Raw genomic sequence first — 15,854 nt, forward strand, 5'->3', positions numbered from 1 at the left:
TTCCCCTAAGACATTCGTGGCAAGCTGTTGTTGCCTCGGGTTAGCGGTTCAACGGGCGGCGAGCCCTCCCGCAAACTGCCTCCGCGCGCGGAGGCTTCGGATTGTCACGGCGGTGATACGCCGTGATCAAAGTCGGCTGTTGCCGATAACTGACCTGATTTCGCCCCCCCCCCGGTTCCTTATCGCACCGCCGCGATGGCGGTTACATCTTCTCGACCTGTCCGTATTCCAGTTCGACCGGCGTGGCGCGGCCGAAGATCGACACCGCGACCTTCAGGCGCGAGCGTTCCTCGTCGACCTCCTCGACAAGACCGTTGAACGAGGCGAATGGCCCGTCGGCTACCCGCACCTGTTCCCCGACCTCGAAGGTCACCGTCGGCTTCGGCCGCTCGACACCCTCCTGCACCTGGTGCAGGATTCGCTCAGCTTCGGCTTCGGAGATCGGGATAGGCTTGTTCTCGGCCCCGAGAAAGCCCGTCACCTTCGGCGTGTTCTTCACGAGATGATAGGTGGCGTCCGTCATCTCCATCTTGACGAGCACGTAGCCGGGGAAGAACTTGCGCTCCGCGCTGACCTTGCGGCCGCGGCGCATTTCCACGACTTCCTCCATCGGCACGAGCACCTCTTCAAACGCGTCGGCCAGACCCTGCGTCTCAGCCTCCTTCTTGATGCTCTCCGCCACCTTCTTTTCGAAATTCGCGTATGTGTGAACGATGTACCAGCGCTTCGACATGGCCTGCTTGATGGCCCCTTCGTGTTCTTGAATGTCGTGTGCTCGGGCGCGGTGCGCGGGCTTTAGCGGCCGGCGTCAAGCAGGAGGCTGACGACTCCGCCCAGAATCTGATCCGCGATGAAGAAGAAGAGCGAGGCCAGCGTCACCATGATCAGCACCATGATCGTGGTGATGATCGTCTCGCGGCGCGTCGGCCATGTGACCTTGGCCGTTTCCTGCCGCACCTGCTGGATGAACTCGAATGGGTTGGTCTTCGCCATGCTGCACCAAATTCCGCCGCACCGAACCGTCGCGAAGCGTCGCGGCCGCGTCGTCCATAGCTCCGGCGAGGCCGGCCCTCCGAATGGCAGGAGTGGAGGGACTCGAACCCCCAACCCCCGGTTTTGGAGACCGGTGCTCTAGCCGATTGAGCTACACTCCTCCACACGCCCGGACACCGAGCGCCAAAAAAACGCGACAACGCGACCCAGCCCCTGTCAGCCTGACCATTCATCAAACCTTGGGGAGGAGCCGCAACAGCTTCTGATGCCTTTGTAAACCTGAGCCTTGACAAATAACACCGAACGACGGGGAACGCCAGCAGAAAATTGTTGATTTCCTGTTGAAAGTTGATCCACGCCGTCGGCCGGCCCGGTCTGGAGCGGGTGAGGGGAATCGAACCCCCGTCTTGAGCTTGGAAGGCTCCTGCTCTACCATTGAGCTACACCCGCCTGACGTCCAGATGCCGAAATCGCCCGAGTCTCATCACCTCAATTTAGAGCGGATGTCAAGAACACAAGCCCAGGGCCGCACACCGGTCAGAGATGGCTGCTTTCCGGCCGCGACGCGAGATAGCCGTGCACAGCTCCAGCGCGACCAGTTCCCGCGATTGCGTATGCGCTTTCAATCGCTATATCTCTTGTAGGTGGAGTAGGCGTTCCCGAACGCGCTCAACCGACAGCTTCTCCGACAACTGACAAAGACCACCGTATCGTGTCCGACAATTCCGACATCCCCGGAAACGGCGCCGCGCCGGAAGGCGACGGCTTCGACATCCGCACCCGGTCCATCACCAGCGAGATGCGCAGCTCCTACCTCGATTACGCGATGAGCGTGATCGTGAGCCGCGCTCTGCCCGACGTACGCGACGGGCTAAAGCCTGTGCATCGTCGCATCCTCTACACGATGCACGAGAACGGGCTGGACTGGAACAAGCCTTACAAGAAGGCCGCGCGCGTTGTCGGTGATGTCATGGGTCGCTATCACCCGCACGGCGACCAGGCCATCTATGACGCGCTGGTGCGCATGGCGCAGGATTTCTCCATGCGCCTGCCGCTTGTCGACGGCCAGGGCAACTTCGGCTCGATCGACGGCGACCCGCCGGCGGCGATGCGGTACACCGAGTGCCGCCTGGAGAAGGTCGCGCATTCGATGCTCGACGACATCGACAAGGACACCGTCGATTACCAGGACAACTATGATAACTCCGAGCGCGAACCGAGTGTTCTGCCGGCGAAATTCCCGAACCTGCTGGTCAATGGCGCGGGCGGCATCGCGGTCGGCCTGGCAACGAACATTCCACCGCACAACCTGACCGAGATCACGAACGCCTGCATCGCCTATCTCGACAACCCGGCGATCACCATCGACGAGCTGATCGAGATCGTCCCCGGCCCGGACTTCCCCACCGGCGGCATCATTCTCGGGCGCACAGGCGCGCGTTCGGCTTACCACAAGGGCCGCGGCTCGATCGTGATGCGCGGCAAGGTCCACACCGAAACTGTCGGCAAGGACCGCGAGGCGCTGATCGTCACCGAGGTGCCCTATCAGGTGAACAAAGCCGGCATGATCGAGAAGATCGCCGAACTCGTCCGCGAGAAGCGTATCGAAGGCATCTCGGATGTGCGCGACGAGTCCGACCGGCAGGGCTACCGCGTCGTCATCGAACTGCGCCGCGACGCCAACGCCGATGTGGTGCGCAATCAGCTCTACCGCTACACGCCGCTTCAGACCTCATTCGGCGCGAATCTCGTCGCGCTCAACGGCGGGCGGCCGGAGCAACTGAATCTCAAGGACCTGATCCGCTCGTTTACCGCCTTCCGCGAGGAAGTGGTCAGCCGGCGAACAAAATACCTGCTGGCGAAAGCGCGAGAGCGCGCGCATGTGCTGGTCGGCCTCGCCATCGCGGTGGCGAATATTGACGAGGTCATCAACCTCATCCGTCGCGCGCCCGACCCGGCGACCGCCCGCGAGCAATTGATGGAGCGGCGCTGGCCGGCGCAGGACGTCGCCCCGTTGGTGGCGCTTATTCAGGACGCGCGCCACGTGGTGGCCGACGACGGCACCTACATGCTCTCCGCCGAACAGGCGAAGGCCATCCTCGACTTGCGCCTGCAACGCCTCACCGCGCTCGGCCGGGACGAGATCGGCGACGAGTTGAACGGCCTGGGCGAGAAGATCAAGGATTACCTCGACATTCTGCGCTCGCGCGCCCGCGTCATCGAGATCATCAAGGACGAACTGAACGAGATCGCCAATTCCTTCGGCACGCCGCGCCGCACCGAGATCATCGAATACGCCGGCGAGGTCGAGGATGAGGACCTGATCCAGCGCGAGGACGTGGTCGTCACGGTCAGCCACCGCGGCTACGTCAAGCGGGTACCGCTGGCGACTTACCGGGCGCAGCGTCGCGGCGGCAAGGGGCGCGCGGGCATGTCCACGCGCCAGGAAGATTTCGTCACGCGGCTGTTCGTTGCGAACACGCACACACCCGTGCTGTTCTTCTCCTCGCGCGGCATGGTCTACAAGATGAAGGTGTGGAAGCTGCCCGCCGCGCAGCCGCAGTCCCAGGGCAAGGCGCTCATCAACCTGCTGCCGCTTGACCAGGATGAATGGATCACCTCGATCCTGCCACTGCCGGAGGATGAGGACAGCTGGGACCAGCTCCACGTCATGTTCGCCACGGCCGACGGCAATGTCCGGCGCAACAAGCTGTCGGAGTTTATCGAGGTGCGCCAGAGCGGCAAGATCGCCATGAAGCTGGATGAGGGTCAGCGCATCATCGGCGTGGAGACCTGCTCAGCGGATGACGACGTTCTGCTGACCACCGCGAAGGGCCGCGCGATCCGCTTCCCCGTCACCGCGGTGCGCGAATTCAAGGGTCGCGAGGCACGCGGCGTCCTCGGTATACGCCTGGAGGACGGTGACGAGGTCATCTCGATGGCGATGCTCCGGCACGTGGATGCCCGGCCCGATGAACGCGCCGCCTATCTGCGCCAGGCAAGCGCGATGCGCCGCGCCGCAGGCGGTCAGTCCGCCGAGGACGCGGCCGCCGAAGAAGCGTCCAGCGAGGCCGAGGGCGGTGACGAGGAGCTGGTCGAGCCGGGCGAGTTGTCGCCGGAACGCTACGCCGAGCTCAGCGCGCGCGAGCAGTTCATCCTCACCGTGTCGGAAAACGGCTATGGCAAGCGCACCAGCGCCTACGAGTACCGGATTTCCGGGCGTGGCGGCAAAGGCATCATCGCCATGACCGTCAACGAGCGCAACGGCCCGTTGGTGGGCGCCTTCCCGGTCGAGGACACCGACCACATCATGCTCGTGACCGATCGCGGCAAGCTGATCCGCTGCCCGGTGGAGGACATCTCGATCGTCGGCCGCGCGACCCAAGGCGTGAAGATCTTCTCGACCGCGGCGGGCGAGCGCGTGGTCTCCGTGGTGCACATCCCCGAAGAGGACAACGGCGGCGATAGCGAAAGCGAATAAGCGCCCCGTGCATTAAGGAGCCATCCCCGTGTCGGCGTATCTTTACGGGGCGTTCGTGCTGGCCTGCGTCGTGCTCGCCGCCACGCCCGGGCCGTCCATGGCCCTGTTCATCGCCAACAGCGCCAGCCACGGCACGCGCGCGGGCCTGCTGACGGTGCTCGGCAACGGGCTGGGCCTGTCGATCCTCGTCGCAGCCGCCACGCTGGGGATGACCTCGGTGATGGTGTTCGTCGCCGAGTGGTTCGACGTCATCCGCTGGCTCGGAGCGGCCTATCTGGTCTGGCTGGGAATCTGGCGCTTCCGCGCCGCGCTTCAGTCTGCCCACGACATGCCGCAACCCGCCGCGCCCGGCAACGTGCTCTGGCGCGGCTTCATCGTGGCGCTATCCAACCCGAAGGTGCTTCTGTTTCTCGGCGCCTTCTTTCCGCAGTTCCTTGATCCGGCGGCGGCCATCGCGCCCCAGCTTGCCCTGCTTGCGGTGACTTTCGTTATCGTCATCGTCGCAACGGACGCGTTGATGGTGCTCGCGCTTGGCACCGCGCGGGGATGGTTCCTCAACCGCCGTAATATTCTGGAAGGCTTCAGCGGAAGCGTTCTGGTTGTCGGCGGCATTTGGCTTGCGCTGGCGCGGCGCGCGTGACAGCTTGCGAAGCAGCGCGGTGTTGGTTAGGACTTTCGTATGACCCGATCCGGCTTTTATTCCGGCAGTTTCGATCCGGTCAGCTATGGCCATCTCGACGTGATCGAGCGTTCCGCGCGCCTGCTCGGGCGGCTCGTTGTCGGCGTCGGCGTCCATCACGGGAAGACGCCGCTGTTCAGTTGGCAAGAGCGCGTCGAGATGCTTGAGGCCGAAACGCGCGTCATCGCCGCGCGGGATTCCACTCAGATCGAGGTCGTTACCTTCGACGGGCTGAGCGTCGATGCCGCGCGCATCCACGGGGCCACGGTCCTCGTGCGCGGCCTGCGCGACGCCACGGACTTCGACTACGAAATGCAGATGGCGGGCACCAACGCGACCCTTGCGCCCGACGTGGAGACGATCTTTTTCGCCGCCGCCCCGCAGCACCGCCATATCGCGTCCAAATTCATCCGTCAGATCGCGGCGATGGGCGGCGACATCGACCAGTTCGTCCCGCCGCTCGCGGCGAAACGACTGCGCGCCAAGCTGGCCGGCTCCATCTCTTGAGGCGCGTATCCAAGCCATGGACAAGCTCATGCTGCGTACGACCGTCATAACCGCTTTGTCGGCGCTGTTCGCCATCGCCCTTCTCGGGATGGCCGCCGTGCCAACCACCGCTCAGGACAAGGACAACATGCTTTACCTGGATTTGAAGGATGGCCGCGTGGTCATCGAACTCTTGCCCGACGTCGCGCCGAAGCATGTCGAGCGCATCAAGACGCTGACCCGCGAGGGCTTTTATGACGGGCTGACCTTCCACCGCGTGATCGACGGCTTCATGGCCCAGACCGGCGATCCGACCGGCACGGGCACGGGCGGCTCGGACTATCCGGACCTGCCGGCCGAGTTCTCCGACGTCCCGTTTGAGGAAGGCACGCTCGGCATGGCGCGCACCGCCGATCCGAACAGCGCCAACAGCCAATTCTTCATAGTTTTCGAAGAGGCGCCACACCTGAACGGCTCCTACACGGTCTGGGGCCGCGTGGTCGAGGGCATGGAGCATGTCCATAACATCAAGAAGGGCGATCCGCGCTCGGGCGCGGTCGAGAACCCCGACAAGATCATCAAGATGCAGCTGGCCGAGGATGCGTCCTGAGGCGACGGGAGCGGGCGCGCGGTGAGCGGACCGGACAAGACATCCGGCGGCCTGCGGCTTGATGACTTCGACTACAACCTGCCGGAGGACCGCATCGCGCTGCGCCCGGCCAGCCCGCGTGACAGCGCGCGGCTGCTTGTGGTACGCCCCGGCGCGGCACTGGAGCTTGAGGACCGCATCGTCCGCGACCTGCCCGACATCCTCGCCCCCGGAGACACGCTCGTCTTCAACGACACGCGCGTAATCCCCGCCCAGCTCAACGCCAAGCGCGTCGGCCGCGGCGAAACCGAGCCGGAGATCGGCATCACCCTGCACAAGCGCGAAAGTGGCAACCGTTGGCGCGCCTTCGCCAAGCCGGGGCGCAAGCTGGCCGAGGGCGACCGGCTCGCGATTAGCGGTCTGGAGCGCAAAGCCCTTTACGCGCGTGTCGAAGAGAAATCCGGGGGCGAGGTGCTGCTCGCCTTCGAGGCCGAGAGCCAAGCGCTGGACGCCCTGATCGACGCCGCCGGCGTCATGCCCCTGCCCCCTTATATCGCAAGCCGCCGCCCACCCGACGAACGGGACCGCGAGGACTACCAGACCATGTTCGCGGCCAGGGAAGGCGCCGTCGCCGCGCCGACCGCGGGGTTGCATTTCACGCCGGAACTGATGGACCGGCTGCACGCGCGCGGCATCGGCTGGGAGACGGTGACACTGCATGTCGGCGCCGGTACCTTCCTGCCAGTGAAGGTCGAAGACATCGCCAATCACCGAATGCACGCGGAATGGGGCGAGATCAGCGCCGAAACAGCAGACAAGCTGAACGAAACGCGGGCGCGGCGCGGGCGCATCGTCTGCGTCGGGACGACATGTCTGCGCATCCTCGAGACCGCGGTAACGCGAGACAGAAAGATCAGGCCGTTCTCCGGGGAGACCGACATCTTCATCACGCCGGGCCACACCTTCCGCGCCATCGACGTCCTGATGACGAATTTTCATCTGCCGCGCTCGACGCTCGTGATGCTGGTCGCGGCGTTTTCCGGGTTGGAGCGGATCATGCGGGCGTATGAGCATGCCGTCGAAAGCGGCTACCGCTTCTACTCCTACGGCGATGCCTGCCTGCTCTGGCCCGACCCGGCAGCGCTGCCATGAGCGCCCTCGCCTTCGACATCCACGGGCGCGATGGCGAAGCGCGCACCGGCGCTCTGACCACTCCCCGGGGGACGATCCGCACGCCCGCTTTCATGCCCGTCGGCACCGCCGCAAGCGTCAAGGCGATGTTCCCCGACACCGTGCGCGAGACCGGCGCGGACATCATCCTCGGCAATACCTACCACCTGATGCTGCGCCCCGGGGCGGAACGGATCGCGCGGCTGGGCGGCCTGCACGACTTCATGAACTGGCCCGGCCCGATCCTGACCGACAGTGGCGGATTCCAGGTCATGTCGCTTTCCAAGCTGCGCAAGCTGAGCGAAGACGGCGTCACCTTCCAGTCGCATATCGACGGCAGCACGCATCTGCTCACGCCCGAGCGCGCGGTGGAAATCCAGTGCCTGCTCGGCAGCGACATCCAGATGCAGCTCGACGAGTGCCCGCCCTACCCTTGCACGCGGGAAGAGGCGGCATCGGCTGTTGAACTGTCACTGCGGTGGGCGGAGCGTTCGCAGGACGCGTTCGCAAAGCGGGCCGCAGCGGGCCATGCGCTGTTCGGCATCGTGCAGGGCAGCATCCACCCGGATTTGCGCGAACGTTCGGCACGGGCGCTCATGGAGATGGATTTTCCCGGCTACGCGATCGGCGGGCTGGCCGTCGGCGAAGGGCCGGACCTGATGCTGGAGACGCTTGCGCAGACTACGCCCCACCTGCCGGCGGACAAACCGCGCTACCTGATGGGCGTCGGCACGCCGCTCGACATCGTCGAAGCGGTCGCGCGCGGCGTGGACATGTTCGACTGCGTGATGCCCACCCGGTCCGGCCGGCACGGCCAGGCGTTTACATGGGCGGGCAAGGTCAACCTGCGCAACGCCGCTCACGCTGACGACCCGGGCCCGCTTGATCCGGAAAGCCCCTGCCCCGCCGCACGCGACTATTCCCGCGCCTACCTGCATCATCTGGTCAAGGCCGGCGAGTATCTCGCGCCGATGCTCCTGACCTGGGCGAATGTCGCTTTCTATCAGGATCTTATGCGCGCCGTTCGCGCGGCGATCCAGGAGGGCCGGCTGGACGAGCTGCGCACACGCATTCGGGTCGCCTACGGATAGCCCCCAAGGATTGATCCACCGACACGGCGGCGAATGTTGCGCATGGCTAAATTTCAGGCTTAATGGCCAAAGGGGCATTTTGGCGCGCGTCGGACGCAAGCGCGTGGCTTTTGGGGGGATGCTATGAGGCTGTTGGCAGTTCTTCTGATTCTGGTCGCCCTGCCTTTTCCGGCGCTTGCGAACGGCTCGCCATGCGGTTCCCCACCGAAGCTGGATAACACCGAGGCCGCTCGGGCGGTAAGCGCCGCCTTTCAGGCAGATCTCGGCAGCAAGCCGGTTGACCCCCCGTTCCTTGCAAGCGCCCGTGAAAGCGTGGATGCGATCGCCAACAGATACGGGCTATCGCGCGGGGACGTGGTCGCGCGCTACGTCTTCCACATCTGCGAGGCGCTTTATTCCCGGGGCACCGAGGGCGAGCAGTTGAGCCAGGTGCTCTCGCGCGCGCAGGAAGCGCTTGATGCGCCCGGTCCGACGAAAAAAGCAGCTGCCAATAAAACCAACGAGCCTGTCGTCAGGGGCGGCGGCGCGCGCGTCTCGGACGAACCTGAGACGGCCGCATCCGCACAGACGGAAGCCCCCGCGGCGGCGGAGACCGATGGCGCGCCGGCTGTGACCAAGTCGCTGGAGTCGCTGGCAAAAGAGCAGCAGGCAGCGCCGCAGCGGACCGTCCGCCGCTTCCAGTATCGCGCCGCGCCCAAACGCTTGCAGAACAACCTGGGCATCAACCAGTTGGGGATCGCTCAGAACCAGCCCCCGACGATCAAGCGAAACGCCCCGGCTGCCGGCCGTACGACCACGCCCCGTTCTGTCACGCAGCCGCGCGCCGCGCCCCAAGCCGAGACGGCGAGCCCGGACGTACCGACGACCACTGAAGAGGCGCCCAGGGCGGCGGCCGAACTAGCTCTGGACGCCCCGAAGGCTATGGAAGTACCCGCCACTCAACCCGAAGCGGCTGAAGAGCCCGAGTCGGCGGACAACCTAGGCGAGGCCGCCGAACGCCCCGCAACACCGGAACAACCACGCGTAGCCGCAACGGAGGCTGCTCAGCCAACCGAGGAGCCGGCCGCGCCGGCGGCGAGTCGAGCGCCTGCCGCCGCTGTCGAGAGTGAAGCGGATGTCCCAGGGCAGGAGCGTGCGCCGGCCAGCACGACCGCACCGGCAACCGCCGCCACCGAACCCGAAACGGCACACGCAACGCGGGAAGAAGGCGCCTGCCCCGAACGCGGGGTGCTCGGCGCGGACTGCTTCGACGTGGATGCCGCGCTGGAGCGCCTGCGCGACCGGCCGGTGGAATACAACCACCCACAGGAGATGATCAAGGGGCAGGCGACCGAGATCACGCTGGTGCTGCGCACCGACTTCACCGAGGAAGGGCTGCCGGAGGAAACCTCAGAAGCGTTCGAGCGGCTCCAGGGCGAGGTGAAGCAGCAACGCGCCAAGATCTCCAACATCATGTCGGCGCGGCTGCGCGGGCGCGACTTCGAGGTCGATCCCAAGGGGATGCAGGAGCGCACGATTACCTGGCGCCGCCCGGTCGAATGGTCATGGTACGTCACGCCGAAGGCGGGCGGCGAGAACAAGCGGCTTGAACTTGAACTTTACGCCCATATCGTCAATCCGCAGGGCGAGACCCAGCCGCCTGTGCTGATCAAGACGCTGGATGCCACGATCGACGTGGATGTGCGCACGCTCGACTGGCTGATCGAGCAGGCGCGCACCTTCGAGCCGATTTACGCCATTGCCGCCGCGATCATCGGCTTTTTCACCGCGCTGATCACGCTCTGGCTGCGCCGCCGGCCCGCGCATCCCGGCGACGGCCCGCCCTCCGGCATTACGGCATCGCCCACACCGCCACAGCGCCGCGTAACCGACATGGGCGCCGGCGAAGCCGCTGCGGAAGCGGCCCGCAAGGGGCAGGACGCGGAAGATAATGGCAAAGGGCGCGGCTAGCGCCAGTTCGGCGAAAACCGTGTCGCTCAACAGGCTTGAAGCGCTTGTATTCTCGCGCTTTCGTCGTTTCGCGCCGTCCTGCGGTGCGTGCACGGATTTGATTGAGGAAACTGCGAGGCAGCGAAATTGACACAACACCCATCGTTTCTGGCACAGGCGAGCCTGTTGGCGGGCGCAATGGGCGACAGTCTCGGTGCGGAGATCGAGTTCTGGCCGCTCGACCGGATCGCGCACCAATTTCCGAACGGTTTGAGGGAACTGCCGCAGCATCAAGGGATCGTCGGGGCCATCACCGACGACACCCAAATGACGCTGTTTACCGCTGAAGGACTGATCAGGTCATGGGTTCGGGGCCGTCTGAAGGGTATCGTCTCCGTTGCGGGTGTCGTCCACCACGCATTGCTGCGATGGTTGTGCACGCAGGGCGTTGAGGCAACCGTCACCGACGCGGACCATGTTGGTCTCGTGGAAGACGCCCGGCTTCATCACCGTCGGGCGCCGGGCAACACATGTCTGTCGAGTTTAGGGAGCGCTCGGCATTTTGGCGAGCCAGCCCGGAATGACAGTAAGGGATGCGGAACAATCATGAGGGTCGCGCCCGTGGCCTTTGGCGTGCCGACTGGGGACATCCGGCAGGTGGCGATCGCGACGAGCGCCTTGACGCATGGTCATGCAACCGGCCAGCTGGCCGCGGCCGCATGGGCAGAACTGCTTCACAGCGTGTTCCTTGGTGAAGAGCTGGAACAGACAGCGGTTCGCCTCCTGTCTGACTATCGTGATCTCGACAACGGCTCCGAGACGGCAGACGCCATTGAGGCCGCGCTATACGCGACCAGAGACGGGTCTCCGGAAACGGTCGAGCTTCTGGGAGGCGGCTGGGTGGCTGAGGAAGCGCTTTCGATCGCGCTCTACAGCGCGTTGGCAACTTCGAATCTGGAAGACGGTTTGCGCTGTGCCGTGACGCACAGTGGCGATAGCGACAGCACGGGAGCCGTTGCTGGCAATCTGCTTGGATTACTTTATCCTGATCAGGTCTTTGAACATCCCTGGTCAAACCAGATCGAATGCCGCGACCTTATCCTGAGGCTCGCCCGCGATCTTGTAGAGGTTCAAGACTGGTCAAACGAATTTACAGAAGAACAATTCGCCGTATATCCGGGAGTTTGATTCGCACGAACTTGAGGATTTGAACAGATAGTTGAGGATCAGTAGCCATCGACGGCTACATTCCCGTGACCGTCCGAGCCGACTGTCTTGAGGCCAACGGCGCTCAAGCCTCTCCGCGCAAAATCTGTTCGACGAGGGCGGGGACGGTCTGCGTCGCCCTGCCCTGTACCGCATGGTGAAACTGCGACACGCCTTCGGACGGCTCCAGGTTCAGCTCCAGCGTCCAGGCGCCCGCCTCCCGCGCGATCTCGACGAAACCGGCGGCCGGATAGACCGTGCCGCTCGTCCCGATCGATATGAACAGATCACTCTGTGCCAGCAGATCGAAAATCTCTTCCATCCGGTAGGGCATCTCGCCGAACCACACCACGTCCGGCCGCATCCGCCCGATCGTGCCACAGGCCGGACACGACGATTGCGGCGTGATGTCCGCCATGCCCCAGTCTTCGCGATGGCCGCACTCCGCACAGAGTGCCTTCGTGATCTCGCCGTGCATATGGACGAGGTTCTTGGTCCCCGCAATCTCGTGCAGCGGGTCGATGTTCTGCGTGACCACCCAGACTACGCCGTCATGCTCCCGCTCCAGCTGGGCGAGCGCCTCATGCGCGGCGTTGGGTTTAACGTCTTCATTCGCGCGGCGGCGCTGATTGTAGAAGTCAAGCACAAAGGCAGGGTTGCGCGCGAAGGCTTCCGGCGTCGCCACTTCGGTCAGGTCATATTTCTCCCAGATGCCGCCGCGATCGCGGAAGGTGTGCAAGCCCGACTCCGCCGACAGCCCCGCGCCCGTCAGGATGGTGATGCGGCTGCCGGCGTGCTGCAGTTCACTTGGGAGAGGAATGTCAGTCATTTCGTGGTCCTTCAGATTTCGCTTGGTCGGCCTTCGCACTCTGTTTCTCGCCAAGGGCCAGCCATGCCTCGAACCGGCGCTGACGCAGTGCCTCGGTCTGGCTGTACCAACGGTCATCCTTGCGGATCGCGGTGGCCATGTGCCGGTCCGTGGTTGGCATATGCGCGCGCATGGGCACACCCGTCGTCACATGCAGCCCCACGCGCCGCTGCGCCGATTTCCGCGCCGGACCATAGGAGATGCGGTTGGCCATGTCGCCCAGCCGTTCGGCCCCGGTGGCGAAGCGAATGAATTTTTCCGCGATGTCCTTGTCCGCCGTGCCCTTCAGGATCGCCCAGCTGTTGTATTCCAGCAGCGCGCCGTCCCAGATGATGGAGATGGGCTCGCCTTCGATCACCTGCGCGTGGAAGAAGCGCCCGTTGAAGCCTGTCGCCATCGCCGCATGCCCGCTCGTGAGCTGCTCAACCGGCTCGGCCCCGCCACGCCACCAGATAATGTCGTCGCGGATGCTGTCCAGCCGCCGGAAAGCCAGCCGCATACCGCGCTCGGTGCTGAGCAGATCATAGAGCTGGCTGCGCGGCACCCCGTAGGATCGCAGCGCCCATTCCAGCATTCCGACAGGCGCCTTGCGCAGCGCGCGCTTGCCGGGGAAGCGCTCCGTGTCGAAGAAGTCGGCGACCGTGCGCGGCTTCTCGCCGGGGAAAGCGTCGTCGTTATAGGCGATCACGGTGGCGAAGACGAGCTGGACGATGGCGCAGTCGCCGAGCGCGCCGTCGATGAAATCCTCCTCCGGCGCGACCCCGTCCGGTGAGTCTGCGAGAATATCCGGGTCGAACGGCTCCAGCAGCCCCTGCGCACACGCGGCGCGGGCGTCGGCGCGGATCATGTCGACGACATCCCATTCCGGCGCGCCCGGCTGGGCCAGATGATCGCGCAACGCCTCGATGCCGCCATTATAGCGCACGGTCTCGATCTCGATGCCGGTCGCCTGCGTGAAAGGCGCGAACATCGCCGCGCGCTGACTCTGCTCGTAGGCGCCGCCCCATGTCAGCACCGTGAGCGTGCGCGGCTCATCGGCGGCGGACGGTCCCCCGCCGAACAACACCATGAGCAGCGCCAGCACGCTAAGCCGCCGCATTCTCTTCCCGGCGCAGGTCATGCACCGCCTCCATATAGCCCTGGATCACCGCGCCTTCCGGCACCACGCCCATCACGCGCCCCCGCGCATCGACAAGCGGCACCGCCTCGCCGACGAAATCACGGATGCGGTCCATCGCCTCCCACAGCGTCGTCGTCTCGCGGAACACTAACTCGTCCTTGCGCGCGACCGCCCCGAGCGGCGTTTCCGGCGGTTCATCCACCACGTCCTGCAGGCGGATATGCCCCTGAAAAACGCCGTCCGCGCCGATCACGACCGCCTCCGACCGGCCCACTGCGTTCAGCCGCGCCGTCAGCGCGCCAAGGCTCTCATCCGCGCGCATGGCGATGTAGTCCTGGCTGACATTCTCCGCGACCGAGCGCACGCCGAGAATCGCCTTGTCCCGGCCAAGCGACAGGTCGAAGCCGCGCGCGGCAAGCTGCACGTCGAACAGCGAGCGCCCGAAAATCCGATAAGCGACGAGATTGGAGAATACCACCGCCACCATCGCCGCTATGGTCAAGTCGTAGTTCCGGGTCAGCTCGAACACGATGAGGATCGTCGTCAGCGGCGCGCCGATCACCGGGCTGGTCACGGCCATCATCCCGCAGATCGCGTACGGCACGATGCCCGAGTGGGCGAGCGGCAAGATCAGCGGCCAGACCATCCCGAAGAGCGCCCCCGCCATGACGCCGATCAGTAGCGCCGGGCTGAACACCCCGCCGACGAAGCCGAAACCGACGCACATTGCCGTCACTGCCAGCTTCGCCGCGACCAGGACCGCCAGCTCATCGACGGTAAAGGCGCCCTCGATCGTGGCGAATCGCAACGTCTCCTTGCCAACGCCCAGCACCTCGGGAAGCTGCAAGGCCACCAGCCCAAGCACCAGGCCCGCCAGACCAGGCCGCACGGGCGCCGGCAGCCGCAAGCGCTGCGCCATGCGACCGGCGAAGGCGATCAGCCCCATGAACCCCGCGGCAAGATAGGCAGCGAGCACGCCCTGAACCGCGAACAGCACGAATTCATGCCCGTGCTCGACGCCGGCGAACTCGACGAGGAACAGCGGCGGGCGCTGGAGGATGACGTTGGCGATGACGTAGCCCGTCGCCGCGGCCACCGTGACGGGCGCAAAGGCACGCAGCGAATAATGCCGCAGGATCACTTCATGCGCGAAGACCAGCCCGGCGATCGGCGCGTTGAACGCCGTCGAGATCGCCGCCGCCACGCCGCAGGCGATCGCCACGCTTTGCAGATCGCGCACCATCAGATTGAGCCGCTGCGCCAGCCCGCCGATCAGTGTGCCGAGATAGACAAGCGGGCCGTACTGCCCCACCGACGCGCCGCATCCGAGCGACACGAGGGCGGCCAGCGTGGAGGCAACCCCACTCTTGAAACTCGGCGGGGACTCGCGCGTCTGCACCGCCAGAATGGCGTCGGGCGGGCCAAGCCCCCGGCGCTCCGCGACCCAGCGCGAAACGATCTGCCCGACAATCAGCCCGCCCACCGTGGGGACGAGAATTGTCGCGGCGGCCAGCAGGGCGGGTTGCGCCTCGTACTGGATGCGGGAATAGGCCGAGACCAGCAGCGCGTTGTTCAGCCAGAACAGCGCATCAATGAACGCCAGCGAAGCAAGCGATGCGGCTGCGCCGACCGTGAGGCCGACGAGCGACATGATGACGATGCGATAGGCGCTCTCTAATCGCAGCACGTTGGCCCGGCTTCTGGCTGGGCAGGCCCGCGCGGCGGACCCGCATCACAAAGACCCTAGACCACCGAAGCCAGGCTGAAAATGCCTAGATGCTGTCGTCGGCCGTCTGGGGCGGGGAGACGGCGACGGTTGCCCATGCGCCCGCATAATCGCCCGTGTCGATCTTCCGGACAGTCCAGCGAAACTTGTAGACCTCGCCGGCGGCGTCGACGATGGTCACGCCGAAGACAGCACGGCCTTCGCCTTGTGCAACTTCCTCGATCGTATGGGCCCGATGATTCAGCATCATGCGGTACAGCGGCCCTTCAAGCATCTGCGTGAACTTCGGCAGCGGTCCGGTCAGCGCCTTGTTCTGCGGATGCGCAAGGGCATAGGTCTGCTTGATACCGGCATCCTTGCGCGGATCGTCGTTGTTTCTAAGCGCCTCAAGCTGGATCGACACCACTTCCTTCGCGCTCAGCGCAGGATCGGGTCGCTGGACGTCGAGCGCCTGGGCCGGCGCGGCGAAAAGCACTGCGAGAAGGACGAGGGCGGTGAGAATACGCATCATGAACA

Annotated in this window: 14 protein-coding genes and 2 tRNA genes; 8 read left to right on the forward strand and 8 right to left on the reverse strand. The window is 65.1% G+C overall.

Translation table 11 applies throughout. The features are described from left to right. Nucleotides 1–202 precede the first annotated feature (202 nt). The 4 genes from nusG to BXY53_RS09480 all read right to left on the reverse strand — a co-directional run bounded on the left by nusG (nt 203) and on the right by BXY53_RS09480 (nt 1,443). On the reverse strand, nt 203–733 hold the full coding sequence (gene nusG, locus BXY53_RS09465; RefSeq protein ID WP_119061573.1) for a transcription termination/antitermination protein NusG: 531 nt from the start codon (nt 731–733) through the stop codon (nt 203–205). Nucleotides 734–795: 62 nt separating this feature from the next. Continuing rightward, nucleotides 796–993: a preprotein translocase subunit SecE gene (gene secE, locus BXY53_RS09470; RefSeq protein WP_119061574.1), complete on the reverse strand. Its 198-nt coding sequence runs from the start codon at nt 991–993 to the stop codon at nt 796–798. A gap of 84 nt (nt 994–1,077) precedes the next feature. Then, nucleotides 1,078–1,154: transfer RNA gene (locus BXY53_RS09475), tRNA-Trp, on the reverse strand. A gap of 215 nt (nt 1,155–1,369) precedes the next feature. Beyond that, nucleotides 1,370–1,443: transfer RNA gene (locus BXY53_RS09480), tRNA-Gly, on the reverse strand. Nucleotides 1,444–1,705: 262 nt separating this feature from the next. On the opposite strand from BXY53_RS09480, the gene gyrA reads away from it, so the two are divergent. From gyrA to BXY53_RS09520, 8 genes are all read left to right on the forward strand, one after another. Continuing rightward, nucleotides 1,706–4,474, forward strand: coding sequence for a DNA gyrase subunit A (gene gyrA / locus BXY53_RS09485; RefSeq protein ID WP_245410402.1), 2,769 nt, complete (start codon nt 1,706–1,708; stop codon nt 4,472–4,474). A 28-nt stretch (nt 4,475–4,502) separates the two neighbouring features. Next, a complete protein-coding gene (locus BXY53_RS09490; protein ID WP_119061576.1) occupies nt 4,503–5,114 on the forward strand; it encodes a LysE family translocator in 612 nt (203 codons plus the stop codon). A 39-nt stretch (nt 5,115–5,153) separates the two neighbouring features. After that, the gene (coaD, locus tag BXY53_RS09495; RefSeq protein WP_119061577.1) at nt 5,154–5,660 is read left to right on the forward strand and encodes a pantetheine-phosphate adenylyltransferase; all 507 of its coding nucleotides are present in this window, start codon (nt 5,154–5,156) and stop codon (nt 5,658–5,660) included. Nucleotides 5,661–5,688: 28 nt separating this feature from the next. Then, nucleotides 5,689–6,249 carry a peptidylprolyl isomerase gene (locus BXY53_RS09500; protein WP_119061858.1) on the forward strand — a complete coding sequence of 187 codons (561 nt, stop codon included), beginning with the start codon at nt 5,689–5,691 and terminating at the stop codon, nt 6,247–6,249. A gap of 51 nt (nt 6,250–6,300) precedes the next feature. Further along, nucleotides 6,301–7,380 (forward strand): tRNA preQ1(34) S-adenosylmethionine ribosyltransferase-isomerase QueA, encoded by a 1,080-nt coding sequence (gene queA / locus BXY53_RS09505; RefSeq protein ID WP_119061859.1) that lies wholly within the window; start codon nt 6,301–6,303, stop codon nt 7,378–7,380. Beyond that, nucleotides 7,377–8,489, forward strand: a complete 1,113-nt coding sequence (gene tgt, locus BXY53_RS09510; RefSeq protein ID WP_119061578.1) for a tRNA guanosine(34) transglycosylase Tgt — start codon at nt 7,377–7,379, stop codon at nt 8,487–8,489. Before queA ends, tgt begins: the two co-directional genes overlap by 4 nt. 132 nt (nt 8,490–8,621) lie before the next feature. Then, nucleotides 8,622–10,439, forward strand: coding sequence for a hypothetical protein (locus BXY53_RS09515; protein WP_147361541.1), 1,818 nt, complete (start codon nt 8,622–8,624; stop codon nt 10,437–10,439). Between the two features lie 165 nt (nt 10,440–10,604). Then, on the forward strand, nt 10,605–11,606 hold the full coding sequence (locus BXY53_RS09520; protein ID WP_280985263.1) for an ADP-ribosylglycohydrolase family protein: 1,002 nt from the start codon (nt 10,605–10,607) through the stop codon (nt 11,604–11,606). Nucleotides 11,607–11,709: 103 nt separating this feature from the next. On the opposite strand, the gene BXY53_RS09525 is transcribed toward BXY53_RS09520, so the two are convergent. The 4 genes from BXY53_RS09525 to BXY53_RS09540 all read right to left on the reverse strand — a co-directional run bounded on the left by BXY53_RS09525 (nt 11,710) and on the right by BXY53_RS09540 (nt 15,849). After that, a complete protein-coding gene (locus BXY53_RS09525; RefSeq protein WP_119061580.1) occupies nt 11,710–12,453 on the reverse strand; it encodes an NAD-dependent deacylase in 744 nt (247 codons plus the stop codon). After that, nucleotides 12,446–13,591 carry an ABC transporter substrate-binding protein gene (locus tag BXY53_RS09530; RefSeq protein ID WP_119061581.1) on the reverse strand — a complete coding sequence of 382 codons (1,146 nt, stop codon included), beginning with the start codon at nt 13,589–13,591 and terminating at the stop codon, nt 12,446–12,448. Before BXY53_RS09530 ends, BXY53_RS09525 begins: the two co-directional genes overlap by 8 nt. After that, a complete protein-coding gene (locus tag BXY53_RS09535; protein WP_119061582.1) occupies nt 13,578–15,299 on the reverse strand; it encodes a chloride channel protein in 1,722 nt (573 codons plus the stop codon). The genes BXY53_RS09530 and BXY53_RS09535 overlap by 14 nt, the downstream gene beginning before the upstream one ends. Nucleotides 15,300–15,384: 85 nt before the next feature. Beyond that, nucleotides 15,385–15,849 carry a DUF4864 domain-containing protein gene (locus tag BXY53_RS09540; RefSeq protein ID WP_119061583.1) on the reverse strand — a complete coding sequence of 155 codons (465 nt, stop codon included), beginning with the start codon at nt 15,847–15,849 and terminating at the stop codon, nt 15,385–15,387. Nucleotides 15,850–15,854: the final 5 nt, after the last annotated feature.

Origin of the sequence: Dichotomicrobium thermohalophilum, assembly GCF_003550175.1 — a bacterium.
Lineage (GTDB): Bacteria > Pseudomonadota > Alphaproteobacteria > Rhizobiales > Rhodomicrobiaceae > Dichotomicrobium > Dichotomicrobium thermohalophilum.

What these genes read in the sequence shown, in the direction of transcription:
- nusG (WP_119061573.1), bottom strand. Translation starts at nt 733, where the DNA reads ATGTCGAAGCGCTGGTACATCGTTCACACATACGCGAATTTCGAAAAG.
- secE (WP_119061574.1), bottom strand. Translation starts at nt 993, where the DNA reads ATGGCGAAGACCAACCCATTCGAGTTCATCCAGCAGGTGCGGCAGGAA.
- coaD (WP_119061577.1), top strand. Translation starts at nt 5,154, where the DNA reads ATGACCCGATCCGGCTTTTATTCCGGCAGTTTCGATCCGGTCAGCTAT.
- BXY53_RS09500 (WP_119061858.1), top strand. Translation starts at nt 5,689, where the DNA reads ATGCTGCGTACGACCGTCATAACCGCTTTGTCGGCGCTGTTCGCCATC.
- tgt (WP_119061578.1), top strand. Translation starts at nt 7,377, where the DNA reads ATGAGCGCCCTCGCCTTCGACATCCACGGGCGCGATGGCGAAGCGCGC.
- BXY53_RS09525 (WP_119061580.1), bottom strand. Translation starts at nt 12,453, where the DNA reads ATGACTGACATTCCTCTCCCAAGTGAACTGCAGCACGCCGGCAGCCGC.
- BXY53_RS09530 (WP_119061581.1), bottom strand. Translation starts at nt 13,591, where the DNA reads ATGCGGCGGCTTAGCGTGCTGGCGCTGCTCATGGTGTTGTTCGGCGGG.
- BXY53_RS09540 (WP_119061583.1), bottom strand. Translation starts at nt 15,849, where the DNA reads ATGATGCGTATTCTCACCGCCCTCGTCCTTCTCGCAGTGCTTTTCGCC.